This is a genomic window from Aeoliella mucimassa (genome assembly GCF_007748035.1).
In the GTDB taxonomy this organism is placed as follows: Bacteria; Planctomycetota; Planctomycetia; order Pirellulales; family Lacipirellulaceae; genus Aeoliella; species Aeoliella mucimassa.
On record NZ_CP036278.1, the window covers coordinates 1,164,354 to 1,188,726 of the forward strand.

Genomic DNA, 24,373 nt, shown 5'->3' on the forward strand with positions numbered 1-24,373 from the left:
GCAAACTGGTTAAATGGCAAACACTAACGAACATCGTCGAGCCCTGCAGCGGCTCGACCGCCCGGCGCTCGAAGCCCATCAGTTGAACCGTCTCAATCAACTGCTCGATACAGTGCTGCCGCACAATAAGTTTTACGCTTGCAAGCTGGCCAGCTCGCCGACGCAGCTCGACAGCCTGGATCAGCTGGCCGAGTTGCCTTTCACGACCAAGGACGAGCTGCTGCCCAAGGGCGAGCCACCCTTGATGCCGGCCAACCTTACCTGGTCGCTCGATCGCTACATCCGCTTCCACCAAACCAGCGGCACCCGTGGGCGGCCGTTGCCGGTGGTCGACACCGAGGAGGACTGGCAGTGGTGGCTCGAGTGTTGGCAGTACGTGCTCGACGTTGCCGAAGTTACTGCTGACGATCGTGCCATGCTCGCTTTTTCCTTCGGTCCTTTCATTGGATTCTGGACTGCGTTCGGTGCGCTGCGTTGTCGCGGAGCGCTCGCCGCACCCGGCGGCGGCATGAGCACTCTTGCTCGCATCGACCTGATGGAGCGGCTCAAGACCACCGTGCTCTGCTGCACGCCGACCTATGCACTGCACATGGCCGAGGTTGCCGAGCAAAACCAGATCTCGCTTGCCCGCTTGGCGGTTCGCAAAATCGTCGTGGCCGGCGAGCCCGGCGGGTCGATGCCGGCCATTCGCCAGCGCATCGAGTCGAGCTGGGACGCCAAACTCGTCGACCACGCTGGAGCCAGCGAGATCGGCGCCTGGGGCTACGGCGATCTTGAAGGTCGAGGGCTCCGAATCGTCGAATCGGAGTTCATTGCCGAGTTCCTGAGCGTCGACACTGGCGAGCCAGCCGAGTCGGGCGAGCTGTCGCACTTGGTGCTCACCACGTTGGGTCGGGCAGGCTCGCCGCTTATTCGCTACCGAACCGGCGACATCGTCCGCCCGGTCTGGAACCCCGACGGCGTCGACAACTTCGTGTTCCTCCAAGGCGGAGTCCTCGGCCGCAACGACGACATGCTCGTCATCCGCGGCGTCAACATCTACCCGACCAGCATCGAGCAAATCCTCCGCAGCTTCCCCGAAGTGGTCGAGTACCGACTGACCGCCCGCAAGCGAGGGCAGCTCGACATGGTCACCATCGAAGTCGAAGACCGGATGGAGGAAACCGACCGCATCGCCGCGGAGCTGCAGAAGCAACTCGGGCTATCGATCGACGTGCGACTCGTCCCGCCGATGACGCTGCCGAGGTTCGAAGGCAAAGGCCGGCGATTTGTCGACGAGCGCCAAGTGAGCCAAGCCGAGTAGCTCACCCACCGAGTCGCTAGCAATCGCCTCCGAGTGCGCGATTTGCGGAACCGAACTCCGCTTTCCCGTTGATTCCCAATTTACCCACTCATGGGAAAATTGAATCCGCACCAACCCTACAAAACCAGGGGTTTTCGCTCCGGAATAGGTTCCCATCTCCAAAACGCATCGGATGGGAATCTATTTTCACGCCGCACCGACGACGTAAGTCGTTCGCTGCGAAGCAGTTACGCAACGCCCCGCGAGGAAGTTGCCCAAAATAGATTCCCACCGGTGGGAATCTATTCTGGGGAGGGGGTGGAGCGAGGGAGAGGTTATCGAGTATCCGGCGGCCTACAGCTTATCGCCTGCAGCCGAACGCCCCGTTTCCCTCCGCGCAGCAGCGATCCCCCCGCCCGCAATAGCGACCAGTCGATCAATCCAAGCACCGCGATGTCAAAGAGCAGCAGCCAAACGGGTGCAGAAAAGCACCAAGAGAAAATCGCTTGTTTTAGAAGTGTGTATGTGGACGTGTGTTCAAGTATCCATTAGAGCAGATCCGGCGGCGAAGTAAAGCGAAATATTTGGCCGTTTTGCGTGGGATGATAGCTTGTAAACACCGAAACGCAGACCTAGATTCACGGTTAGCCGAGTCCACGTTAGGAGGGAGGCTTGTTGCACAGATTCTTGTTGCCATCACGGCCTTGTTGAACAATTAGTCACAAACCTCCGTAAAAACTAACGTGGAATGGAACCACGTACCTTTTTTACGGAGATCGAACATGGCTACGAAAGAAAAACGAACCTACAAAGTCACGAACTGGAAGGAGTATAACAAGTCGCTCATCGAGCGTGGAAACATCACTATTTGGTTTAGCGACGAGGCGTTGGAGAACTGGGAACATCCTAACGACCAGACAAAAGTCGGTCGCCCTTTTGTCTTCAGCGATACGGCGATCGAGTGCTTGCTGACGATTCGCGAACTGCTGAAACTTCCCTATCGGCAGACTGAGGGATTCGGCCGCTCGCTGGTGGCGATGTTGGGCGTCGAGGCAGCGATTCCCAATTATTCTTCGCTCGCCAAGCGAGCCAGCAAGCTGAATGTTTCGCTCGATATCGCTAACAAGAGGGGCGACATCGATATCGTGGTGGATAGCACCGGCATGAAAGTGTTTGGCGAGGGCGAATGGAAGATGCGGACGCATGGCAAGTCGAAGCGGCGGACATGGCGGAAGCTGCATTTGTCGGTGAATCCTGACACCCGCGAGATTGTGGCGGAGATTTTGACCGAGAACAGTTGCCACGATGCCGATGCGGTTCCCGAAATGCTGGAGCAGGTGGAGCAGCCCGTAAAAAAGTTTCACGGCGACGGTAGTTACGACAAGTGGAAGGTTTATGAAGGGCTGGAATCCGAAGGCATTGAGCCGGTGATTCCGCCGCAGCACAACGCCAAGATCAAACAACATGGCAACTCTGCGGAGGAGCCTTTGCCCCGGGACGAGGCAATTCGTCAGATTCGACGCAAGGGGCGTAGGAGTTGGAAAGAGGAAGTGGGCTATCATCGTAGAAGCTTGGCGGAAACGACCATGTACCGAGTGAAACAAAGCTTTGGGAGCCATCTCAAAAACCGAGTATTCGAAAACCAACAAACGGAAGCCCGCTTGCGCTGTAAAATCATCAATCAATTCACCCAACTCGGGCTTCCACAGTTCGAGTGGAGTTAGTCAACAAGGCCTGCCATCACTATGAAATTCACTATCAAGCGAACGCTCATCGTTACAACGGTTTTAGCTGTAGGTGTGGCAATTGTGGCAAATGCCGGTCGTTGGGCTCCTTATTTTATCCCTCTTAAAGCCGGTAAATCACAGTATGTCTGCAAAGCAGTTGATTTGGATGAATACCATTTCGTGTTTGATAGTGGTTCTCGCATGAATTGCTTGTTGTACCTAGGTCCCGTGAACAGCAGTGTCAAAGCAATGCATGATGGTCCGTTGTCGCGGGAAGTGTCGAAAGTCGCTGCTACTTCCGATGTATTTCATCCAATCGGATTGGGGTATAACAGTCGGGCAGATCTGACACTGAGAATGCAAAACGGCAAGTTGTCAATCCGAGACTTGAAAGCGAACAAGGGAATACTCGATGGTTATGTGTTCACTTCTGATCAGTATGGGCTGAACACGGCTCTTGGCAAAGGCACCATGGAATTGGCTAAAGGTTCAACTGGACGCATAACAATTGCAACATTCGAAGTGGAGGATGATCGGGCGCATGCTTCCATCGCAACTCAGTACGAAATTGGTATCCTAATGGAGAGGTCAAGAGAGGGGCAGCCATCTAGGACTGCAGGGTTGTAGTTACGCGACGCAGTTTTTCTCTGACGATGTCCACCAAGGCTCAAGAGTATCTCAATTGTTCGACTTCAGATTGGTATGTCTCCTAGGGACCCTTGGATCCAGCTCGCGTTAAGATATCCGCTCGCGGACAGACTGCAGATCCTCCGTGCCCTCCGTGGTTCACTCTTCGGCCGCTCTAGCTCGTTAGCAGGGGCTAGACCCAGGGGGGCTCCGCTGTCACCTTGAAAGCTGGAGATTTTCGCTTTGAGAGACATCGGTACTGCTTATAGCCAGAGGGGACTGGGATGCAATGGATCGATCACCTTCAGATAGGGCCTTTCGCTACTGACTATCACCAAAGGTTGGTAGAGACCGAGTTCATGGCATCGTTAGACGAGTTTCTCAATCGCGAGCTGGTGCCTCAGATGGATGAAACCGATGTCGACGCGGAGGGAACGCTGGTGGCCACGTTTAACGACGAGCGGTTCTGCGGCCCGACAAGTCTAGTGAGAAACTTCTTTACATTCCAAGTGTCGCTCTTTGGCGCCGCTGGAGAATCAGACCTTGAATCCGACTTGGAGTACCATCCACAGCAGCGGACCTTTACTCCCCGCCGAGGGCACTACTTCTACCTATGGACCCCCGCGCGGAAGCGGAACGCTCAAGAGGAGAAGGAGCGGATCGATCGAATGGTGCAAGACTTCAAACGCACCCACCGCACCAACTTTCGCTGCCCGCTCTGCACCGGCAAAGTATCAGGAGTGGACAATCCCGGGCAGCTCGATGTGCGTTGCACCGAAAATCGATGCTTTGTCTATAGCTATCATAAAGATGAGAAGGGGCGAATTCTCCACGGACGCTTTATGGTCAAGCATCCCGCAGCGCATTAGCGACTGCGGGTCTCGATGCTGGTAATGTAAAAACTGCAACTTAAGTTGCAGTCTTAGTCTTTGACATACCCCAAAACAAAAAGGCGTCTGGAACTGGTGTTGAGTCCAGCTCCAGACGCCGATGCAGAAGAACTTATTGGTCAAGGTTGGCGGGCCACGCGGGTCCAGCATTACCTTGAGGGCTCGTTTACTTGCGGCGGCGGGCCACTGCCAGACCAGCCAGGCCTAAACCAGCGAGCAACAACGTCGATGGCTCGGGCACCACCCGCAGGTTGTCGAACTCGCCGAGTGTTGCTACCGCACGCATGTCGCTATAGAAGCCAACCGCGGAGCCGAAGTCGGCCGAGTCGACCAGGTAGCTGTTGATGAGCGCGTCGCCGGAGGCGGTTGTGTAGCCTGCGTCGAACATCAGTGGACCGGTGCGGGTGATGTACAGCCCGGTGACGGTGGTCACGTCGACATCAGCCGAGAAGTTGCCAAGGCCCGCGCCGGTGGCTGCGTCGTACCCGTCGGTGCGAACTTGCCCCGAACCAGCCTTCACATAGGAATAGAGGATGCCTTGGCGGGCGTCGGCGGTGCCGGAGGTCCAGACCGCATCGGCCGGATCATCGGTCGTGGCGATCGCGATGCCAAAATCCTGGTTGCCACCCACCGCGGGCACGTTGACGTCGACACGCAGGGTTTCTCCAACGGCGATACCGTAATCGCTGCGAAGAAATACGTTTTGTTCGGCCTCGGTACCAGCCGACTTGGTAACACGAGCCACCCCACCGGCGATGTCGAGCACCGTATCGCCGGTCGCGTTCTGATCAAGGACCAACGACTGGATGTAGTCGCCTGATGAGTCGCTGGAAAAGTCATCGATAACCGCGGCCGACGCCTGGTTGGCGATGGCCATGGCAGCCACGGCCGCCAGCAGAGCAGAAAATCTCCCGTAGTTCATTAGTCGAATCTCCCAAAAGCGATTAACTCAGTAACAGAGATGCAAAATCAAAAGCAGACCCTTCAGGCCCGCGGAATGGTGCCCTCATTCGTGGCGGAGGAATCCCAGTAAAGACAAGTCTCGCTGCTGGTGGAGCCTACCGGACCCATCGCACGATTGGCGAGGTCATTATAACCCGCGTCGTGGGCGAATTCACGGATTGGGAAAGCCCCTTTTTTGCAATCCGACAGGAAGTAGAGACCTGCGGGTAGTTCGTTGAGGGGACAGCCTCGGCAGTTAGGTACTCGTAGCGGGCCATAGAGGAGTGCCACGCGTCGCAAGGAAAGGAATTGTAGGGACGTTGGATGCCTGTGAGATCGATGCGCCCGGGTAGACTTGCCCTAGCGACGAACGAGCCAAAAACCAACGATCGAGAGTCCCAACAAGCAAATGGCACTCGGCTCGGGCACGGTGACCGAATGGAGCGAACCGGCGGTGAGTGTAGTGCCGAAGTTGCTTTTCCAGAGCAGGTAGTCGTTGGTATCGACTCCCAGAAGTCCGTCGCCAGCGTTGGCGATGGCTAACTCGTCGGCAGCCCCAAGATGATCTCGCCATACGGTGTAATCGGCCAGGTCGACCGAGCCATCGGCGTTGAAATCGCCCGGCAGCAGATTCGATTCGCGAATCCTGAAGTTGTCGATGTAAGCGGTCCCGGGTTGTTCCAGGGAGGGCAGGTCGGTGGCAGCTTCGTAGGCGGCGATGTCTGCGTCGCCAAAACTGGTGGAAGGCCCATCGATAAAGCCGATCGGCGACTCGTTCAGCCGGAGTTGGTTGACGGAGATGTCGTAAGTGTTTGTTTGGTAATCGAGTTGCAGCTGAAAGTGGTGCCAGGCATCGTCGACCGTGTAGCCGGTTTCGACGAAAGAAATGGCATCTTGGTACACCACGTCCCGGGTGGTTGCGTCGACTCCAAACGTGGCGAGTAGGCCAGGAAAGTTGGGGTAGATGCCCTCGTCGTACACCTCGACACCAAAGAATGGGCCATACACGCCTTGGTTCGCGTTGGTCGGGAGCACCTTCATGTCCCAATCGATCATCACGAATCGGGCATTCGGCAGTCCGCTGCCGGTGAAGGGGACCGACCACCAGTCGTACGAATCGGCCTGACGCTCGATCCGCACGGCTTTGGTGCTGTCGACTCCGATGGAGTTAGCCACCTCGGCGGAGCCGCCACCATTGCCGGCAGAGAGCCAAAGCGTGGGGCCTTCGAGTTGATTCTTCAACTGGCCCAGGTCGTAGCTCTCGAATCCATTGGTGTTGAGTAGCTCGCCGGCAATGCTGGTGGTTGGAAACAGCACGAAGAGCACCGGGACGGCAATCAGCCGCGTGGCGGAAGCTAGCAACTTGGCTTTTTTTGCGATAGGGCTCTCGTAGCGTCGCATGGCGATGGCCTTGTTGGGAGTTGAGCGATTCGGGTGCGGTTGTTAATCGTCGAAGTTGTGATGCTCGAACTTCGATCCGGGACGATTGATGTGACAGACCGTGCAATCGGAGATCGGCCCAGCGTGGCCCTGCAACTCGATGGCTTGCACGTTGTCCTGCGGAGTGACCGCCGGCCCGACCGCGTGGGGGCTGCCGTGGCACGAAGCGCACATCACCCCACCATGGCCGCGAGACTCTTTGAACAGCTTGCCGGGCTCTTCGTAGTGGAACTCCGAGTTCATCGCTTTGTGGCAGCTGCCGCAGGTCGGTTCGTCGACCCACGGAATGCGGAAGGGATTGCCGACGTCGTGCATGTCGCCATGGCACGAGTTGCAATAGATGCCCTTGGCGTAGTGGACATCGCGCTGGCAGTTGGTCTTGAATCCTGGGTGGCAGGCGTAGCATTCGTTGGTCATGCCCATGTCGAACACTGGCTGCATCCGCGAAGCGTGGGAGCTGTGCATGGCGGCCGACAACGTCGACACACCAGGCTGGCCCGCGGTTCCTAAGGCTGGGTCGGCATGGCACGACGCACACAGCACCGAGTCGCCACCCAGCAGTTGGGTGTTATGTTTCAAGTCGTGCTTCATCAGAATGTCGGCGTCGACCACCGGGCCTGGCATGCCGGGGGCGTGGCAAATATTGCAGCTAATTTCCCACAACACCGGCACCACCGCATGGGTCAAAGCCATGACCTGACCCTGCGACTCGGCCCATACTTCGGCCAACGGGTAGGCGTTGAGCGCCCCGTTGTCGGCGATGGGAGTTACTGGAATGCCAGTGGCCGACCAGTCGTTGTTTCCCGTGGCAAGCATCGATCCAGCCAGCGTATTGCCAGTGAGTCCCACGTCGGCAGGCAGGTGAACGCCGAACAACTCGGGAGCAAAGTCCCAGAAGTTCGTCTTGTTGACCGAGGTCGTGTTGTTGGGGATTCGGTATTTGACCTGGATGTTGCGATCAACGATTCGCGGCTCGCGCCCGCGGCGGATGACCTGGGCGTGCAGGTTGTTGAAGGGGGGCAGGATGCAAAGTTGCTCGAAGTCTTCGTTCATGCAGTGCATGCCGAGGTCGTTGAAGGCCAGGATCACATGGCTATCGACCTTGCTGAGTTGTGGCCGGCGCGGCGATTGAAAGCTGCGGCGTTGCGACGTGCCTTGTTGAGTTAATGCCGAGGGTTGCAGTTGGGCCTCCTGTTGCTGCGGCTTGCGACGCGTGGTTTGCCGCCGGTCCTGGGCGAACGCCGAGGTCAGCCCGTAGAGGCCGCCGGCTACGACAACCAGAATCAGCAACACCTTCAACGATTGACGGGTGGGAAGCAGGCTAAACGGCTTTTGATGGTTCATGATTCTCGGCCATTGGTTGCGTCAGAAGAGGGCACCCAGCTCTCCCCGGCGACAGGGAGACACCTTGCAACAAGGGGAGCCGATTCGGCAGCAGAGGGCCGCCAGAGATTTCTCAAGAAAATCGATAACGCGAGTTATCGGCGGCGAATCACTTGCCAATCGAGGGAGAAATCGCCGTGACGACGCCCGCTCTCCGCTCGCGTAGCCAGGCTGGTACCGCCAAGGCATACATGATGAACTGCAGAGCGCTTCCCATGATCAGCATGGTGTACGACGCCAGTTTCGATGTGAGCGTGGGATAAGCGTGGGCGAAGAGCAGGCCCTGGTCCGTCGCCGCGTGAACCGCAACTACCAGTTCGGCGCAACTCAGCAGCGCCGCCGGGACGAACGCCCACCGATTTCCACGCATAACGAGCCAACCCAATACGAACAGCGGCGTATTGAACGACAGTGTCGCAATCAGCGAGTCGATGGCCGTCCTCACCCCGTCGATCTCGATGGAACTGATGGCGATCGACGCTCCGGCGATCAGCCACATCCAGACCGAGCTTAGTGCCTGGAACCAGACCGTGGTGACCCCAGCGTTTCGAATCCGTTCGGGCTGGCGAACCCAGCGTGAAAACCGGTCGCGCCAGTTGACGGGATGGGCGTGGATCGGCTTGCCCGCGAGGAATCGACTGAGGTCTTCGGCTAGCTCTGCGGCCGTAGCGTAGCGGTTGGCGGGGTCTTTCTCCAGGCATTTAGCGCAGATCGTCTCAAGGTCAACGCTGACTTCGGGCCGCTCCGCACGCAGGGGGCGGGGGGAACCGCTGTGGAGTTTGTCGAGCACTTCGACGTAGCTCGATCCCTCAAAGGGGGGGCGGAGCGTTAACAGCTCGTACAACACCGCCCCGAGGGCATAAACATCGGTCGCAGCAGAGACTCGCTTCGCGTCGCTTGAGAGTTGCTCGGGCGCCATGTAAAGCGGTGTTCCCACCAGTAAGCTCGACCGCGTGTCTTGCAGCCCCGCTTCGGCGATTTTCGCCAACCCAAAGTCTGTTAGTTTCGGCTGGAACTCCGCGAGTTGCTTTCCGTCGTTGTACGAAGCGAGTGGCTCCAACAATATATTACTAGGCTTCAGGTCGCGGTGCAGGATTCCTTTGCCGTGGGCGTAGTGAACCGCCCCGGCCAAGTCGGCGACCAGCCGAGCCGCGTCTTCCGCCGTGGCCGGGACCTCGCGGTCTGCAAGCCACCGACACAGATCCGGCCCGGTGCACAGTGCCGAGACGATGTAGGGGGTGGGACCGCTCAGGTTGGCTTCGTAGCCCGGCACGATCGCTGGGTGGTCGAGCCGGGCTGCCGTTGCCGCTTCGCTATGGAATCGCTGAAAGCGTTCTGGATCGAGCAGTACTTCGGGGCGCGGGGACTTCAAGGCGACGTACCGCTGCAGCTGATCATCGCTGGCCCGATACACGACGCCAAACGACCCGCGTCCGATGACGTTGCGGATGGTGTAACCTCCACAGCGGCGGCCAACCAAGTTCGGCAGCTCGGCGGCAGCCTCGCGTCGTTCTTCAAACCACAGACTGTCTAGTCGCTCGACCAGATGGGCGAACGCTGGCGAGTCCTCGGGCTCACTTTCGTCGTTGGTAAGTTGTTCAGAATTCATCGACGTTGGTAAGTTCCTTGGCCAGGGCGGCAACAGCCCGCGACCACGCCTTCCGAGCCGCAACGACGGTCGTGCCTAGCTCGGCGGCGATCTCTGCGTAGGAGAACCCTTGCCGATGCCGCAGCTCGATTACCTGTCGCTGATTTGGCGGCAGGCGACCAATAGCCCGTAGCAACTCTTCGTCGGACTCACCACGACGGAAGAGACTGCTGGCGGATTTGTCGCTAGCTACTATACCTGTTCGGAGCCCCTGCTGATCGAGGGGAACCTCTCGGGACGTCTGCCGTCGTTGCGCATCGCGATACCCCCGCGCGGCGTCGATCAGGTTGCGGTCCAGCAGTCGTCGAATCCACTTGCGGTACTCGGCCTCGCTCGTTCCCCGAAACGCATCGAAATCACGGCACGCCTCGAGCATGGTCTCTTGCACGATGTCCGAGGCACCTAGTTTAGGCGTCAGGTCGGCGCCTAAGTCGCCGGCGGCCATCAACAAGAGGTAGTCGCGGAGCCGCTCGCAGATCTCCCCGAGGGCGTTGGAATCTCCTTCGCGGGCCTGCGCCAGCAGCGCGGACCACTCATCAACAGGGGGATCGGTGGAAGGGCTCTTCATAGATAAGGCGGAAACGGTGCGACGATGAGACAGGAAACCCTGAAAAAAGCTGCGTAGCCGCCTCTCGCTTGCGAGTGGATTGTAATAACCCAGTAACGGGGTCGCAATAATTGGCGAAACGAATTCTGGAGAATCTTACCCGTCAGCAAACGGCAGAGACTTTCCCCTTCCTGCGGTTGCTCTCTCTCAATTTTCTTCAAGTTTCTTCGTCACATGGGGGGAGTGAGAATCGCCTATTGGGGGGAGGCTAAATGCCGACGTGCTTCTGCCAGGCCTCCTTCGTCCCCCTCCACGACTCCCTCCCAGACAAGCCGAAGATATATGCCTTTCCGCTTCACTCCAAGAGTTTCTCAGCCGCTGTTGGGTTTGGCCCTTTTCATCGGGTTGCTCCCCCTTTGCTTCGCAAGATGCCCCGCGAACGCGGCGGAATTTGTTCCGCTCGACATCGACTTATCGGGTGCCAATCGTGCCACACTGATCACCAAGGGCATTAGTGTCTCGGAGGATGGTTCGGTCGTTGTCGCTACGTCGGTGGGGGTCGGCCCGACAACTGCAAGCCTGCCAGGCGACCTGGTCCGCTGGACGCGAGAAGGCGGCCTCGAAGTGCTCGCGACCGAAGTCGGGATTGGCGCCGTCGTCTCGGGAGACGGAAACAAGATCGCCGGTTACTTTCGAAGGGATGGCGAATCTCAGCTATACACGCCGTTCGAAATTTTCGACGGCGTGCTATCCAATCTCCCCATCCCCGAAGAAGCATGGTACAGCCGAGTCAGAGGGATCTCTCAAGATGGGAAAACCATCATTGGATCAAGCTACCTGACGGACCCTCTCGGCAACGCCGGAACCGCTTGGGTCGATGGGATGATTTCTCTACTACCGATGAGCCTAACGAGCGCGGTCTCGGCCGATGGCAGTACGATTGTTGGAAACGGAGCGAGACGCTGGACTGTCGCTAACGGAATCGAGACACTGCCGCCACTTGCGGGGCTGGATCCTTCGCCGACCACCCTCCCTTCGGCCCTTGGGCTCTCGAGTGACGGTCGCTGGGCTGTCGGTCGCCAGGGATTTACCACACTTGAAGCCCGTAGTCTTCCGATCGGGCTGATTTGGGACGGACTCTCCTTGCCGCAAGTGCTCGACACGCATAACGCTGAATGGGGATCGTCGGGGCTAGACGTGACCCTCGAAGGGACCGTAGTTGGACAAATCTACGTAAACAGCTCGGACGTGTCGGATCGTGTGGCCGGGTACTGGACCGCCGCGACCGGTATGATCCCGCTGCAAGACCTGCTCGCAACTCAATACGACTTGGCGGATGAGCTTGCCGGGTGGAAGCTAACCGTTGCCCACGACATCACCGACGACGGCCGCTTTATCGTCGGTTCGGCCATTGACCCCAGCGGTAGCAATGCTGCGTTTCTCGTCGACCTGGGAGTCGCTGTCCCCGAGCCTGGCGCAGTGCTATTGCTCGCGGGTGGCCTGTTCACGATGGTGGCCCTGCGGCTGCGAGGTGTGGGTAAAGGGAGCCACCTCGCTCTGCTGTTCGGAGCCATCTGTCTGACAGCGTACTCCAGGTCGGCGGAAGCAGCGGAGTTTGTTCCGCTCGACATCGACTTGTCAGGCGCCGGCGTCGTGACCTGGAAGGGAATCAGTGTTACGGAGGATGGTTCGACGATCGTCGCCTCGACCACGGATACGAAGGAACTGGTTCGATGGACTGTTGAGGGGGGCTACGAGGTTTTGGCAACCGAGGTGAGGATCGGCGCTGTGATTTCGGGAGACGGCACCAGGATCGCCGGCGGGTACCAGCGAGGTGGTGACGGCACCGGAGACACCCCGTTTGTCATATTCAATGACGTTTTGACAGATCTCCCACTGCCAGAAGACGCCGTTTGGGGATTTCCAAAAGGAATATCTCAAGACGGAACCACAATTGTCGGCACGAGCTACCTGGGGGGCTCATCGGGGCACGCTACTCGCTGGGTCGATGGACTAGTCACAAAGCTGCCGTTGAACGGTGCGATGGTGACCTCTGCCGACGGAAGCAAGATCGTCGGAAGTAATAGTGGGCCGTATCTGTGGACGGAAGCCTTCGGCCCTGAGGCGTACCCACTGCACGAAGAGGAGGAACTTTCGCCGATGGTGAGTACCTCGGCAGTCGGATTGTCGAGTGATGGTAACTGGACCGTTGGGCGCGTGATTTACTTCCCCAGCAATAGTGAGCACCCACCTCTCGGATTACTGTGGGATGGGCTCACCTCGCCTCGCGTGCTCGACACGAATGATCCCGCCTGGGGAGCAGCGGGTATCGATGTTACGCCCGACGGTGGAACCGTTGTTGGAGTCATCTACACGGACGGCGACGATTTGAGAGAACGCCTGGCCGGTTACTGGACCAATGCGACCGGTATGATCCCTCTGCAAGACCTGCTCGCGACTCAATACGACCTGGCGGACGAGCTAGCCGGCTGGAAATTGACCCACGCCTACGACATCACCGATGATGGCCGCTTTATCGTTGGTTCGGCCATTGACCCCAGCGGTAACAATGCTGCATTTCTCGTCGATCTGGGAGTCGCTGTCCCCGAGCCTGGCGCAGTGCTAATGCTCGCGGGTGGCCTGTTCACGATGGTGGCCCTGCGGCTGCGAGGTGTGGGGAGGGGGAGCCACCTCGCCCTGTTGCTCGGAGCCATCTGTCTGGCAGCGTACCCCAGGTCGGCGGAAGCAGCGGAGTTTGTTCCACTCGACATCGACTTGTCAGGTGCCGGCGTCGTGACCTGGAAGGGAATCAGTGTTACGGAGGATGGTTCGACCACTGATGCCAGAGAGTTCTCAAGAAATTCAAAAACGCGAGCTATCGACGGCGAATTACTTGCCAATCGATAGAGAGAACGCCGTGACGCTGCCCGGTAGACTGCTGCTCTGTCTGCTGACCCCAGTCGGTAAACGCTGCATCGTAGGCGGAGTGTGTAGGGCGTTGGTGTTGGTTCCGATCCTGTCGGCGGAGCAGGGGAGCTGGCCGGAGGTCGCCAGACGATTGGGCTACACTTTGCGTGAGAATCGCACCTTGCTCCGAAGCGGTCGCTTGCGATGTTGCTGTTTGACGCAGCGTGGTGGAGAGTGGGGCCAGCGGTATCGTGCTGCCAGATGTCGTGTCGGGTACTGAGGTTGGGGACGATGTCGAAACACCAGAGGAGGATGCTAGTACGTCTTTCCTGAAATCCATTCCGCTGCTATATGCTGCGGAATGAAAAAGCACATTGTTTGCCTGGACCACCAGGCCCGTGGAGGTTTGGAGCAGCTAGCACGCTCAGGCGCCCGCGCGGCGCAAGTGGTGCGTCGCTGCCAGATATTATTGAAATCGGACTCGGGATGCACCGACGAAGAGATCGCCGAGCATGTGGGCTGCACGACGCGCAACGTCCGAGCCGTCCGAAAGCGGTTCTGCGAAGAGGGCGTCCAGCGGGCGGTGTACGATGCGCCTCGCTCGGGCCGCCCCCCAGAGTTCACCAAGCGGCAGCAGCAACAGGTAATCGCCCTGGCGTGCAGCGAGCCGCCCGAGGGACGGGCTCGCTGGACGCTGGAATTGTTGTGCGAGCACGCGGTGAAGGAAGGCTTCGTCGATTCGCTCAGCGTGACGGAGGTCTCGCTGTGGCTCAAGGAACACGACCTGAAGCCGTGGCGAAAAAAACTTGGTGCGTGCCCAAGCTGAACGACGAGTTCTGTGAGCGGATGGAGGACGTCCTCGAGCAGTACGAGAAGCCGCTCGACCCGAACGAGCCGGTCGTCTGCCTCGACGAGCAGCCCTATCAGAGGGTCGACGACGCGCGGCCGCCCGAGCCCGCGGCACCCGGCAAGATCGCGAAGCAGGACTACGAGTACCGCCGCTGCGGAACCTGCAGCGTGTTCGTGGCGGTCGAGCCGAAGGCGGGCAAGCGATTCGTTCAGGCCAAGCGTCACCGCAAGCGAGCCGACTTCGCCCGGTTCGTCCGCGACCTCTTGAAGCGCTATCCCGACGCAGAGCGGGTTCATCTGGTGATGGACAACCTCAACACGCACAACGAGAAGTCGTTGATCGAAACCTTTGGCGAGGAGGCGGCTCGGCCAATGCTGGAGCGGATTGTGTGGCATTTTACCCCCAAGCATGCCAGTTGGCTCAACATGGCCGAGATCGAAATCTCGGCCATACAGCGACAATGCCTGGGACGTCGGTTGGCTTCGCTCGACAAGGTTCAAAGCGAACTCTCCCACTGTTCACGCGACCGCAATCGGAAGAAAATCAAAATCAATTGGACCTTCCATCGAAAAGACGCCAAACGCGTCTTCCCTGAACTCTATAGGAAATGACTTCCGGGACGACGTACTAGTACGGGGGGCGCCACCGGCGTGGCATCTAAACTCAAGGCCTCTAGGGCTGGTGGAGTCGGCATGCTGGCACCCAGGTTGTCGCGCCATACGGTGTAGTCGGCCAGGTTGACGATGCCATCGCCGTTGCCGTCGGCAAATAGATTGGTGGTACCGAATTCCGATTTCCAGAGCGAGTAGTCGTTCTCGTCGACGAGGCCGCTGTTGTCGTAATCGCCTGGCAGTTGCACCACGAGAGTAACCGTCGCAGGGGCTGAGGTCGATTGAAAGTTGTAAGCGGTGTACGTGAACTGATCGGTGCCGACGTATCCCTGTTCAGGCGCGTAATCAAACGTGCCATCCAGGTTGAAGGTCAACGTCCCATGCTGCACATTGGTGTCGACTAATGCTACCACCGCTTCGCCCGGCGCTGGAACGTCGTTCTCGAGTACACTCCGAGTCGACACCAGATGCTGAGGGACTGCGGATGTGGTCGGCAACGCATGGAACGTGTCGTTCATGGTTAGCGGCGGTTCGTTGCAACTCGCTTGAGGCCAGTACCAGCTCCACCAATTGCCCATCAGCAAGTCTGCCAACTCATTGAGCGAAAGATTCGGCGGGGCGTTGGTGAGCGACTCAATCGCGCTATCCCACATGTAGAGATTGGATTTCGGCTCCGGTACTCCTGGATAGCAGAATAAATCGGGGTTGTCGGGGCACTGAAACGGATTGCCCGTGGGATCGCTCGGGTCGCCCACAAAGGGATCCGACAACCCGGTGCCGAGCAGGTTGTAAGAAATGGCGGGCAGATCAGTGGTTGCCAGCGAAATCGGACGGAACCTCGCTGTATAAGTGCCAGGGGCGAGCAGCACGGCCGACTCGCTACGTGTTTGCCCGGTTAAAGCAGCGACGCTCAACACCGCCTGCCCTTGATCGTCTTCGATGGTTGCGAGAATGGCAGTTGGAGTGGTCGTGGTCGACTCGCCAGTTTCCAACACAAAGTGAAATAGCTGAGGTCGACCAACATAGAGCGTTTGCTCGGTTTGCTCCACGGAATCACCAACGGTTCCGCTTGCCATCGACTGCAAGTTAGCGGAAGTTGCCGAGAACGAAACTGTCAGCTGGTAGTTACCTACCGAGAAGGGGCCGGCCGCTGATTCAGCGGCGACTTGAACCGCATAGTCGGCATCGGGTTCGACACCGGTGATCTGTACTTGTAGGGTACCTCCTCCATTGACGATCACTTCGGAGGGGACGAGTGAAAACATGGGAATCAGCCCGTTGCGTGCGTTGTCGCGTGCACCGGGGCGTGGTACACCGACGGACGGTTATTCGCCCGTCTCACCCCGACGCAAGGAGATTCCCATGAAGTACGTTGGTGCCGATTTGCATAAGAAGACCGTTAGCCTGTGCGTGGTCGAATGGCACGACCACTCCACGCGAGTCGTCCAGCGAAAGCGACTACGCTGCGACGAGCCCGATCAGATCGGCGAGTTCCTCGCCTCGCTCGGGGAGTTTTGCATCACCGTCGAGGCGACCATCGGCTACGACTGGTTTGCGGCCCTGGCCGAACCGCTGGCCCGGCGGGTGGTGATCGCCCACCCCCATAAACTCCGCGTCATCGCCGACAGCACTCGCAAGAGCGACAAGATCGATGCCCAGACGCTGGCCGACTTTCTGGCTCACAACATGATCCCCGAAGCGTGGCGAGCCACGCCCCGCGTGCGGCAACATCGCTCGCTGATCCGCCGACGGCAGAAGGTGCAGAATCGCATCACCTCGATCAAGACCACGATTCGCGCGCTATTGACCCGTTACAACGCCGACCGCCGCGACCTGTTCACTCGCATCGGGCGGAAGGCCCTCAGACAGTTTCAATTTCTCGACGAAGAACGGTGGCTCGTTGACGACCTGTTGGAAGACCTCGACCAGGCCCGGCACCACTTGGCGAACGTCGATTGCCGGTTGCGTGAGTTCGCCGAGCGGGCACCGCTGGCCGAACGCGAAGCCCGCGAGGTGTTGGCCACGCTTCCCGGCGCAGGTCCGGTGACCATCAACGTGCTACTGGCCGAGTTGGGCGACTGGCGACGGTTTACTAGCGGCGATGCGGTGGTCGCCTTTGCGGGACTGTCGCCCGGGTTCCGCGAAAGCGATGGCCACCGCAAGGCCTTGGGCATCACCAAAGCGGGCTCGCCGCTGTTGCGGTGGGCGATGATTCAACTGGCCCACCGGGTCAAGCAATCGAGCAGCCGCTGGCGGACGACCTTCGAGCGATTAAGCCAACGCACCGGCAAGAAAAAGGCGACCTGTGCGATTGCCCGGCGACTGCTCTTGGTCGTCCACGCCATGCTCCGCGACGGACGAGCCTACCAGTTTGCCGCGGCCAAGTAGCCATCCACGAACGAACCGACCGTAAGCCAGGATGATCTCGATATAGAGAATGCCGGCGGAGAGCGACTCCGATCGGCGCACGAGTGAATGGGACATTCTTCGCCGACGTTTTTATGGGACACTTGCCAACGGAGTGGCGGGTGATCACCGCATAGATGTTTGAGCACGGACGGCAGGTCCGATGACTCGCATACCCCAGCGGTCTTGGTTCAACGAAATAAAACATCCGACAATAGGAGAAAATGATGATCCCCTAAGAAACCACGCTTGACAAAGATTCCCATAGATTCTCTATCCTCGGTGAATACGGTCACCTGCGGAACAAGACCACCAGCATCCAACGACCGGACCGACACGGTCATCACGTTGAGCAGCCCGATATCCGACGGCGGCGACTTGATGCTGTAAACGTCCGCATCGCTCGCGTCCGAGATGCTGGCAAACGTCTCGTAGCGGGTCCCTTCTGCGAAGCCGAGCGTGGTCTCTAGCTCCACGCCTTCGGCCAGATGGTCGTCGGTGTGATCGTCTTCGTTCAGGTGATCGTCGTCGTCCGAGTCGAAGAAGGTTGTCAACTCGTCTTGCGACAGGGAACGATACGTTCCCGACATTAGGTCGTCGATCAGCGACTGATCTACCAAGTTCCTATCGTCGAACGTGATCGAGAGCGAGTATCCACCAATGGCGAAGATGTCTTGAGTTGCCGCGTCGACTCTTACGTAGTATTCCTGATCGCTCGAAACCGAGGGGAGCTGGGCATTTAGTAAGGCCCCGCCGACCAAGTTGGAAGTCGTCTGGAGTAGTTGATGCTCATTCGCGTTGTAAACCGTGAGCTCTGGTTGCAGCAGGCTGATGCCTTGTGTCTTGAGCTGAACGGACATGCTGCCTTGGTAGTCGCCAGGCACCTTGATCACAAAATAATCTTGATCGGCCAGCGTGGTCAGGTCGCCATACACGATGGTCGGCCCGGTGCCTTCGGCAGCGCCGTAGGCCTCGGCCGGATTCAGATGCGTGGCATTGGCAAACGAATCGTTATCGCCAGCGGAGGAACCTCCTTCTCTGCTATGATTCTCATAAGCATCGTCGACGCGCACGCCATGCAGGTTCTGGAGATTTGCGATGTCGGTGGCGGTGGGCGATAGCACTTGCGGCGTAACATGGCTGTGAAGTGGCGACAGCGGCTCGGCACTGTCGGCCAGCCCAAACACGTTGCCCGCTTCGTGCATGGCCACTGCCAGCACATCGTCGATGGATTGATAGTCGAACTGAGTGTTGAAAATAACGTCGGTCAGCCAACTTCCCGAACCGAGGTTGTTGATCGGCACCGAAACCGCACCGACCTCGGGCGACAGGGCCGATGTGCCGATGCGGATGTCGCCAAAGCGGCTGTCGTGCTGACTGGCAGCTGGCACGCCGAAGGGTTGCCCTCCGTCATCGACCAACCCAATGTCGGCGTTCGTGTGAATCGCCCAGGTTTGGAAGGCCCGCAGGATGGCTTCTTGCCAGTCGGCCGTCGGGGCGATGGAATCAAAAGTGGCTTGGAGCGTGCTCGTCTCCCGGCCAACCTGGGTGCCATCGGGTGTGAAGCTGAGCGTAAAGTGGGGATCGACCCCCACGAGTCCCCCGCTAGCATCCAACACGACCCGCGGCTCCAGTCGCTCGCACGACAATCGCTTGCGGCGAACCGTGCTGCGAGAGTTGTCGGAGGCTTTCGAGTAAGACCACACAGGCTATTGAACCGCAAGAGTAGGGTGATGTGACCAGCTAAGTGTACTGGCAGGGTGCTAGGCAAGGAGTAGCGAAAAGCAAGGCGGACGCCCGCCACGAAAACTTCAAGATTCAAGCCATACTATAATCTCTCTGTCGGCTCGCTCCACCATCGAATCAATGTTCCGTATCGGCGGCTGTATTCTGGTCGGGCGGTGGTTTGTTGAGATCGCGTTTCACTTCGCCAAGTGCCTGGTAGGCCGACATCAGCTGTTGATACGACTTTGTGTTCCGTAGAGTCGCGAGATCTGCATCGGTTCCAGCACGATACAGCAGGTGCAGGTCGAGATCGAACGCACGACTCAATAATGCGACTCCCTGGTCGATGGTCGTGGGATCGCTACCTGCCATAAGCGAGTAGGCGCAGGCTGCTTGGAAGAGAATAACCGGCTCGCGACTCAAGTTCAGGGCATCCTCGATATCATTGCGGGCTTTCTCGTTCTGTTTCAGTCGGGCGTATAGCACTGCTCGTCCGATCATCGCGTTGGCATTCTCAGGTTCAATGGCCAGCCACTCGTTGAGCGCGGCAAGGGCGTCTTCCGGTTGATTCAATCGATCCGCGGTGACATGCACCACATTCTTCCAGGCGTCAACCGATTTCGGATTCCGCGCCAGCGCGGTGCGGAAGTCGGCCAAAGCTGCCTGAGGATTGGTATCGAGTTGGGCGATCCCGCGAGCAATCCAGCCAGTCTCGTCGACCGGAACCAGAGCGACACCGGCCAACCGATCGGCCTCGGCACCCACGGTGTCTCCCATCTGCTGCTTCACTCGCGAGCGGAGAAGTAGCGCACGTGGCGGTGCCTCGTTGGTATCGATGGCTGCGGTCAAATCAGCAACAGACGCTGAAAGATTGCCTGCTGCTTCGTAGCACAACGCGCTATTGAGCAGGGCGGAGACCAACTTGGGCTGGCGGGCGAGGATCGCATCAAAATCCTCCAACCCCTGCAGTGGTTGCCCGCGCTGTAATCGGCAAAGACCACGGTGGAACTGCGCGACATACGAACGCGGTTCCAGTGCCATGGCCGTGGAGAATGCCGCCTCGACGTCGGCCAGTTCGCCAAGTCCTACGAGTGCGTTGCCAAGCAGCAGCCAGACCACCGGATCGGTCGGGTGAAGTTCGCGAAGTTGCTTTAATCGCGCTGCCGCTTCGCTATAGTGATGCTCGGCCAGCAGTTGTTGGGCGGTTAAGTAGTCGTCGAGAGGCCCCTCGGAAACCATGGAGAGATCGCTGGGAAGCGACGATTCCTGCCCCATCAGTTCCGCAATCGTATGCTTTTGGGAGGCGATCGCGTAGGAGTCGGCGCCTACGATCGAAGCCGCCAAGCGGTTATGCTGCATCGCCCTCTCGAGCCAGCGGTTGGCCATCTCCGGTCGCGTCGCGTCCTGGGACAGGATTCGCTCCGCCCTTGCTTGCAGGTAAAACACTTCCGCCAGATACTCGTCCAACTGGTGTTGAACGTCGCTGGAGAGCAGCTTGTAATCACGGGAAGTTTGCCACGATTCAACGGCGGAATCTAGAACCATGTCGGTCGCCTGCTCGGCGACTTGCAATCCTTCGATCAGCAAATCGCGATCGCTATCGGGTAAGCTTAACGCCATGCGAACCGGCGGGAGCGAGTCGCGGAACTCGGCGAAATGCTGCCGGGCTTCCAGCTGTGACAATTGATTCGCCCGGGCGATCCACAATCCCGCAAACACCGCGGCCAGAAGCAGTCCCAACACGCCCGCGGTGGTGGCCGACATCAGTTTCGGGTGCCGACGCCGCCATTTAGCAGCCCGCTCCACAAGCGAAGGATTGCTAGCGTACAGTAGCGGAAGGTCGCTCAGTTGTCGCGAAAGGTCTTCGGCCAGGTGATCGGCCGATTGATAACGATCCTCTGAGCGCGGCGCGAGACACTTACTGACAATCGCGTCGACCGAGGGAGTAACCGCAGGCTGAATGTTTCGTAAGCTGGCAAGAGGTGACCTGCGGTCGGCGATGCAGCCATCGACCACCTGCTCGAAATCCCCTTTTCGATCGGCAAAGGGCCGCGCGGCCGCCAGCAGTTCGTAGAGTATGACCCCGAGCGAATAAATGTCGGCCTGGTGATCCACGTCACCGCCGTGACGCACCGCTTGCAGGTGTTCGGGCGCCATGTAAGGAAGCGTTCCGCCAATCGTGAGCGAGGCCAATCCGTTCACCGCGGCATCGTCCGACAGATTGAAATCGAGCAGCATCGGCCGCCCATCGTCGGCTATCAGGATGTTCGCTGGTTTCAAGTCGCGGTGGACGATCCCCCGTACGTGGGCGTGACTCAATCCGATGGCGACATCGCGCACTACTTGCAACGCCGGCGCTGTGGATACCGTGCTCGCCTGAGTCGCGGTGGACTCTGTTCGCGAATCGGACGAAGCCAACGGTTCGATCGATGGCGTTACTCCCACAATCGTATCCTCGTGGTGGCGGGCAATCGTGCTTTGCAGGGCCAATGCAATCGAGTCAGGCGTCGCTGTGTTCGAGCTATCGCTAGTAATGTGGGCCAAGGTCCGCTCGCCGAGAAACGGCATGCAAACAGCAACCAGTCCATCCGCTTCGTGAACCGAATAGATCGGCACGATGTTCGTATGCTGCAAGCGGGCGAGATGCTCCGGTTCCAGCGAACGCCGCCGCGAGAGTTTCAGCACCACCGGCCTGCGAGCCAGATCGTTTTGTTCGGCCAGAAACACTCGGGCAAAAGCCCCACGGCCGATCTCTCGTACAAGTCGAAAGCCGGCGAAGTCGTCGCCGGCTGCGGGATAGTCGCTGTCGAAGTCGCTTGCAGGTTCCGATGACTCGAGCCCAACTGTGCTAGCTGAGTGACCAATGATGGGCCAATCGCTGGTGTCGACGCCATACTCCTCTTCGTACGCGGCGGCAGTTATCGGCTCGCCGGCTTGCAAACGCAGGCGGAACTCCTCAAAGGCAACTTGCGACAACGTTAGCGTGTCGCTGAACAAGCGGGGGGCAATCTCTTGGTAGTCAGCAAGTCGCTTGGCTGCTCCCTCATTCCAGCAGTACTCGAGGTCGACACGTATCAGTTCGGCCGCGGCCTGTGGGTAGATCGGGTCGTCGGCTGCAGGGAGGAAGTCTTCCAAGCGAACGACCTGCGAATCGCGGCGCGCCTGCTCGAAACGATCGATGATCGTATCGACCGCAGTCCAGTCGTCGTCCGCGGAAGTAGGGGAAGTCGTTGTCATCTAGGTAGACTCCGCATCGATTAATCGTCGCAGTCGCTCACGGAATTGTTGCAGCGTACGCTCGATCGTCCGCTTGGCCCGACCTGTCTTGGTCGCAATCTCGCCAATCTCAAAACCTTCGATTCGCAATTCCACGATCTGCCGATTCGACTCTGGCATGCCATGAATCAACTCGTCCACCACCTGACGCAGGCTTTCGTAGGCCAGGTGATCGTCGGGCGCGGGGGCGGTGTGGCCGGCGTCCGATTCTTCTACCGACCATGTTTTGCCGACGTCGCGTTTTTGGGCGCGGTGGTGCACGGCCAAGTCTCGTACTTTGTGTAGCGACAAAACTAGCAGCAACCGCCACAATTCTTCGCCAGGCGGAACATCGTAGTATCCGGCCGCCGCGCGGCGGAAGAAGGTGCGAAACACCGATTGCACGACATCTTCGGGGTCGAAACGGGACTTCAAGTCGACCCCTGTTTGCTTCGCTGCCAGGGCCTGGAGCCGTCGGGCGTAGCGAGTGTAAATCTCGGTTGCAGCGTCCTGCTCGCCTCGCTGGAATCTCCGCAGCAACGAACTATCGGTGGTCGTGCTCGTCGGCGGCATCGGCGATGAATCTTCTGAAGGCATATCGAGGGGCATTGGCTGCGGTGCCATATAAGGAGGAGCGGAATCCCTGCATTCTAAACGCCAAGAAGTTTGGGGAAAAACGTGATTTCACCAAAACCTCTCGTTCCTCACCATTTTATGGCGGTTCTTCAGTCCGCAATCCCCTATGCCGGGTAAGCCTGTTGATGCTTGGTGCGGCCGCTTTGCGAACTAGTTCCCACCTTGCTTTTGCGATGAACTCACCTGCTCCCAGTTAGAAATCAAGGAAATCCCCTCATGCGTAATCTGTGCTATGCTGCGTTGTTCGCGATGGTAGTTGAGGTAACTCCGCTTCATGCGTCGATCTACGGAACCATGTCGAATTTCGATACGTACAACGAGACTGAGTTCGAAGCCTATGGTGCTGAGATCGAACTCGAAGACATTCATCTTGGCGACCTTAGTCGTACGTTCCCCTCCAACTACGACTCCGAGGTCATCACCGAGTACAACGATGGCAACCTGTTTGGTACCCGCATCGTCTACTCTGGTTACAACTTTGATAATAGTGGCTTCTTAGCCCCGACGGTCGGCCAGTCGACGAATGGCCATGCGTGTGTCGCAACCGCTGGGTGTGAGCACTTTGGCTTCTCGGTAGTTGGCAACCAACCCACAGCTGCTCGTTTTTACTGGCTCGATGCCGATGGGAATCGCATCGGCAATCAGCCCGCGCCGATTCCGATGCCTACTTGGAACTACATGCCAGGAGTAAACGGTGCTCCGAATCGGCTGCAGGCGGAAGTCGAAGTCGAGGTGATCGAACAGCAGCCTGATTCCATTTGGATGAAGGTCTACAAAACCGAGATCGAACGAGCGGTCGATCTGGCCGAGTTGATGTCCGACAACGGCATCGTGCCTGATAGCATCGGTGAAACCGAAACGGAATGGGAGTTGCTAGAAGGTGGAGTCATGGACGCTGCCGAGGATGAACTTGGCGATGGCGTTCACGCGGTGATTCGCCGTTACGAGTACTACGAATATACCGGCCCGTACGATGAAGAACACGAACCGACTTCGATCTTCCTCGACCAGGATCTGCCGGAACCACCCGAAGGCGAACTGGGCCAGTTCATCGCAGCCAACATGGTTGCCGCCAACCTGGAAGCCCCCGCCCGCACCCACGGCGACTTCAATGGCGACGGAAAAGTCGACCTGGCTGACTATACCGTGTGGCGCGACTCGCTAGGTTCGGAGCTTGAGTACGAAGCCGATGCTAACGACGATGGCATGATCGATAGCGACGACTATTCCGTATGGCGTACCAACTATGGTCGCGGGATTGCCGACAATGCAGCCGCGGTGAACGCGGTGCCCGAGCCCTCGGCTCTGGCCATGGTGCTGTTGGGAGGTGCCGCACTGCTAACGCTTCGTCATCGAACCAAGCGTCGTAGCAATTCGCCAACGCTTGTGTACCTGCCATCGTAAGTCAGTTGAAATCGAGACCCTGCCGCCGGCATTCCACTGAAAAAGGCAGCAACAGTGGGATGCCGGCTCGGCAGGTTTATTGCTTTAGAATCC

General features: G+C 58.6%; 18 protein-coding genes. 9 read left to right on the plus strand and 9 right to left on the minus strand.

The genetic code is table 11. From position 1 onward, the window contains the following. Positions 1–13: 13 nt before the first annotated feature. The 4 genes from Pan181_RS04810 (at position 14) to Pan181_RS04825 (ending at position 4,505) form a co-directional block, all read left to right on the plus strand. Positions 14–1,303: a phenylacetate--CoA ligase family protein gene (locus Pan181_RS04810; protein WP_145245745.1), complete on the plus strand. Its 1,290-nt coding sequence runs from the start codon at positions 14–16 to the stop codon at positions 1,301–1,303. Between the two features lie 761 nt (positions 1,304–2,064). Beyond that, complete coding sequence (locus Pan181_RS04815; protein ID WP_145244898.1) at positions 2,065–3,006, plus strand: IS5 family transposase; 942 nt, start codon at positions 2,065–2,067, stop codon at positions 3,004–3,006. 21 nt (positions 3,007–3,027) lie between these two features. Beyond that, the gene (locus Pan181_RS04820; RefSeq protein WP_145245746.1) at positions 3,028–3,636 is read left to right on the plus strand and encodes a hypothetical protein; all 609 of its coding nucleotides are present in this window, start codon (positions 3,028–3,030) and stop codon (positions 3,634–3,636) included. A gap of 359 nt (positions 3,637–3,995) precedes the next feature. Further along, positions 3,996–4,505 carry a hypothetical protein gene (locus Pan181_RS04825; RefSeq protein ID WP_145245748.1) on the plus strand — a complete coding sequence of 170 codons (510 nt, stop codon included), beginning with the start codon at positions 3,996–3,998 and terminating at the stop codon, positions 4,503–4,505. Between the two features lie 187 nt (positions 4,506–4,692). On the opposite strand, the gene Pan181_RS04830 is transcribed toward Pan181_RS04825, so the two are convergent. From Pan181_RS04830 to Pan181_RS04850, 5 genes are all read right to left on the minus strand, one after another. Beyond that, positions 4,693–5,448, minus strand: a complete 756-nt coding sequence (locus tag Pan181_RS04830) for a PEP-CTERM sorting domain-containing protein (RefSeq protein WP_197528917.1) — start codon at positions 5,446–5,448, stop codon at positions 4,693–4,695. Between the two features lie 380 nt (positions 5,449–5,828). Continuing rightward, positions 5,829–6,869, minus strand: a complete 1,041-nt coding sequence (locus Pan181_RS04835) for a PEP-CTERM sorting domain-containing protein (RefSeq protein WP_145245749.1) — start codon at positions 6,867–6,869, stop codon at positions 5,829–5,831. A 42-nt stretch (positions 6,870–6,911) separates the two neighbouring features. Continuing rightward, a complete protein-coding gene (locus Pan181_RS04840; RefSeq protein WP_145245750.1) occupies positions 6,912–8,252 on the minus strand; it encodes a hypothetical protein in 1,341 nt (446 codons plus the stop codon). 148 nt (positions 8,253–8,400) lie between these two features. Continuing rightward, positions 8,401–9,900, minus strand: coding sequence for a serine/threonine-protein kinase (locus Pan181_RS04845; RefSeq protein ID WP_145245752.1), 1,500 nt, complete (start codon positions 9,898–9,900; stop codon positions 8,401–8,403). Continuing rightward, positions 9,890–10,507, minus strand: a complete 618-nt coding sequence (locus Pan181_RS04850) for a sigma-70 family RNA polymerase sigma factor (RefSeq protein ID WP_145245753.1) — start codon at positions 10,505–10,507, stop codon at positions 9,890–9,892. Before Pan181_RS04850 ends, Pan181_RS04845 begins: the two co-directional genes overlap by 11 nt. Before the next feature lie 861 nt (positions 10,508–11,368). On the opposite strand from Pan181_RS04850, the gene Pan181_RS04855 reads away from it, so the two are divergent. The 3 genes from Pan181_RS04855 to Pan181_RS04865 all read left to right on the plus strand — a co-directional run bounded on the left by Pan181_RS04855 (position 11,369) and on the right by Pan181_RS04865 (position 14,854). After that, a complete protein-coding gene (locus Pan181_RS04855; RefSeq protein ID WP_145245754.1) occupies positions 11,369–13,393 on the plus strand; it encodes a hypothetical protein in 2,025 nt (674 codons plus the stop codon). 361 nt (positions 13,394–13,754) lie between these two features. Then, positions 13,755–14,219 carry a helix-turn-helix domain-containing protein gene (locus Pan181_RS04860; protein WP_145244956.1) on the plus strand — a complete coding sequence of 155 codons (465 nt, stop codon included), beginning with the start codon at positions 13,755–13,757 and terminating at the stop codon, positions 14,217–14,219. After that, positions 14,207–14,854: an IS630 family transposase gene (locus tag Pan181_RS04865; protein ID WP_145244957.1), complete on the plus strand. Its 648-nt coding sequence runs from the start codon at positions 14,207–14,209 to the stop codon at positions 14,852–14,854. Before Pan181_RS04860 ends, Pan181_RS04865 begins: the two co-directional genes overlap by 13 nt. Here Pan181_RS04865 and Pan181_RS04870 read toward each other — a convergent pair. Further along, positions 14,842–16,119, minus strand: a complete 1,278-nt coding sequence (locus tag Pan181_RS04870) for an Ig-like domain-containing protein (RefSeq protein ID WP_145245755.1) — start codon at positions 16,117–16,119, stop codon at positions 14,842–14,844. The genes Pan181_RS04865 and Pan181_RS04870 overlap by 13 nt on opposite strands. Positions 16,120–16,216: 97 nt before the next feature. On the opposite strand from Pan181_RS04870, the gene Pan181_RS04875 reads away from it, so the two are divergent. Further along, positions 16,217–17,242 carry an IS110 family RNA-guided transposase gene (locus Pan181_RS04875; protein WP_197528511.1) on the plus strand — a complete coding sequence of 342 codons (1,026 nt, stop codon included), beginning with the start codon at positions 16,217–16,219 and terminating at the stop codon, positions 17,240–17,242. A gap of 209 nt (positions 17,243–17,451) precedes the next feature. Here Pan181_RS04875 and Pan181_RS04880 read toward each other — a convergent pair whose 3' ends face one another. The 3 genes from Pan181_RS04880 to Pan181_RS04890 form a co-directional block, all read right to left on the minus strand. Continuing rightward, the gene (locus Pan181_RS04880) at positions 17,452–18,966 is read right to left on the minus strand and encodes a zinc metalloprotease (protein ID WP_145245758.1); all 1,515 of its coding nucleotides are present in this window, start codon (positions 18,964–18,966) and stop codon (positions 17,452–17,454) included. A 157-nt stretch (positions 18,967–19,123) separates the two neighbouring features. Beyond that, positions 19,124–22,222, minus strand: coding sequence for a serine/threonine-protein kinase (locus Pan181_RS04885; RefSeq protein WP_145245760.1), 3,099 nt, complete (start codon positions 22,220–22,222; stop codon positions 19,124–19,126). Further along, a complete protein-coding gene (locus Pan181_RS04890; RefSeq protein WP_197528918.1) occupies positions 22,223–22,837 on the minus strand; it encodes an RNA polymerase sigma factor in 615 nt (204 codons plus the stop codon). Between the two features lie 255 nt (positions 22,838–23,092). On the opposite strand from Pan181_RS04890, the gene Pan181_RS04895 reads away from it, so the two are divergent. Next, the gene (locus Pan181_RS04895) at positions 23,093–24,280 is read left to right on the plus strand and encodes a dockerin type I repeat-containing protein (RefSeq protein ID WP_145245763.1); all 1,188 of its coding nucleotides are present in this window, start codon (positions 23,093–23,095) and stop codon (positions 24,278–24,280) included. Positions 24,281–24,373 lie beyond the last annotated feature (93 nt).

Bases quoted from the DNA above. Each gene is read 5' to 3' on its own strand.
- Pan181_RS04850 (WP_145245753.1), bottom strand. From the start codon at position 10,507: ATGAAGAGCCCTTCCACCGATCCCCCTGTTGATGAGTGGTCCGCGCTG.
- Pan181_RS04845 (WP_145245752.1), bottom strand. From the start codon at position 9,900: ATGAATTCTGAACAACTTACCAACGACGAAAGTGAGCCCGAGGACTCG.
- Pan181_RS04835 (WP_145245749.1), bottom strand. From the start codon at position 6,869: ATGCGACGCTACGAGAGCCCTATCGCAAAAAAAGCCAAGTTGCTAGCT.
- Pan181_RS04820 (WP_145245746.1), top strand. From the start codon at position 3,028: ATGAAATTCACTATCAAGCGAACGCTCATCGTTACAACGGTTTTAGCT.
- Pan181_RS04875 (WP_197528511.1), top strand. From the start codon at position 16,217: ATGAAGTACGTTGGTGCCGATTTGCATAAGAAGACCGTTAGCCTGTGC.
- Pan181_RS04855 (WP_145245754.1), top strand. From the start codon at position 11,369: ATGATTTCTCTACTACCGATGAGCCTAACGAGCGCGGTCTCGGCCGAT.
- Pan181_RS04860 (WP_145244956.1), top strand. From the start codon at position 13,755: ATGAAAAAGCACATTGTTTGCCTGGACCACCAGGCCCGTGGAGGTTTG.
- Pan181_RS04895 (WP_145245763.1), top strand. From the start codon at position 23,093: ATGCGTAATCTGTGCTATGCTGCGTTGTTCGCGATGGTAGTTGAGGTA.
- Pan181_RS04830 (WP_197528917.1), bottom strand. From the start codon at position 5,448: ATGAACTACGGGAGATTTTCTGCTCTGCTGGCGGCCGTGGCTGCCATG.
- Pan181_RS04840 (WP_145245750.1), bottom strand. From the start codon at position 8,252: ATGAACCATCAAAAGCCGTTTAGCCTGCTTCCCACCCGTCAATCGTTG.
- Pan181_RS04810 (WP_145245745.1), top strand. From the start codon at position 14: ATGGCAAACACTAACGAACATCGTCGAGCCCTGCAGCGGCTCGACCGC.
- Pan181_RS04815 (WP_145244898.1), top strand. From the start codon at position 2,065: ATGGCTACGAAAGAAAAACGAACCTACAAAGTCACGAACTGGAAGGAG.
- Pan181_RS04885 (WP_145245760.1), bottom strand. From the start codon at position 22,222: ATGACAACGACTTCCCCTACTTCCGCGGACGACGACTGGACTGCGGTC.
- Pan181_RS04870 (WP_145245755.1), bottom strand. From the start codon at position 16,119: ATGTTTTCACTCGTCCCCTCCGAAGTGATCGTCAATGGAGGAGGTACC.
- Pan181_RS04825 (WP_145245748.1), top strand. From the start codon at position 3,996: ATGGCATCGTTAGACGAGTTTCTCAATCGCGAGCTGGTGCCTCAGATG.
- Pan181_RS04890 (WP_197528918.1), bottom strand. From the start codon at position 22,837: ATGCCTTCAGAAGATTCATCGCCGATGCCGCCGACGAGCACGACCACC.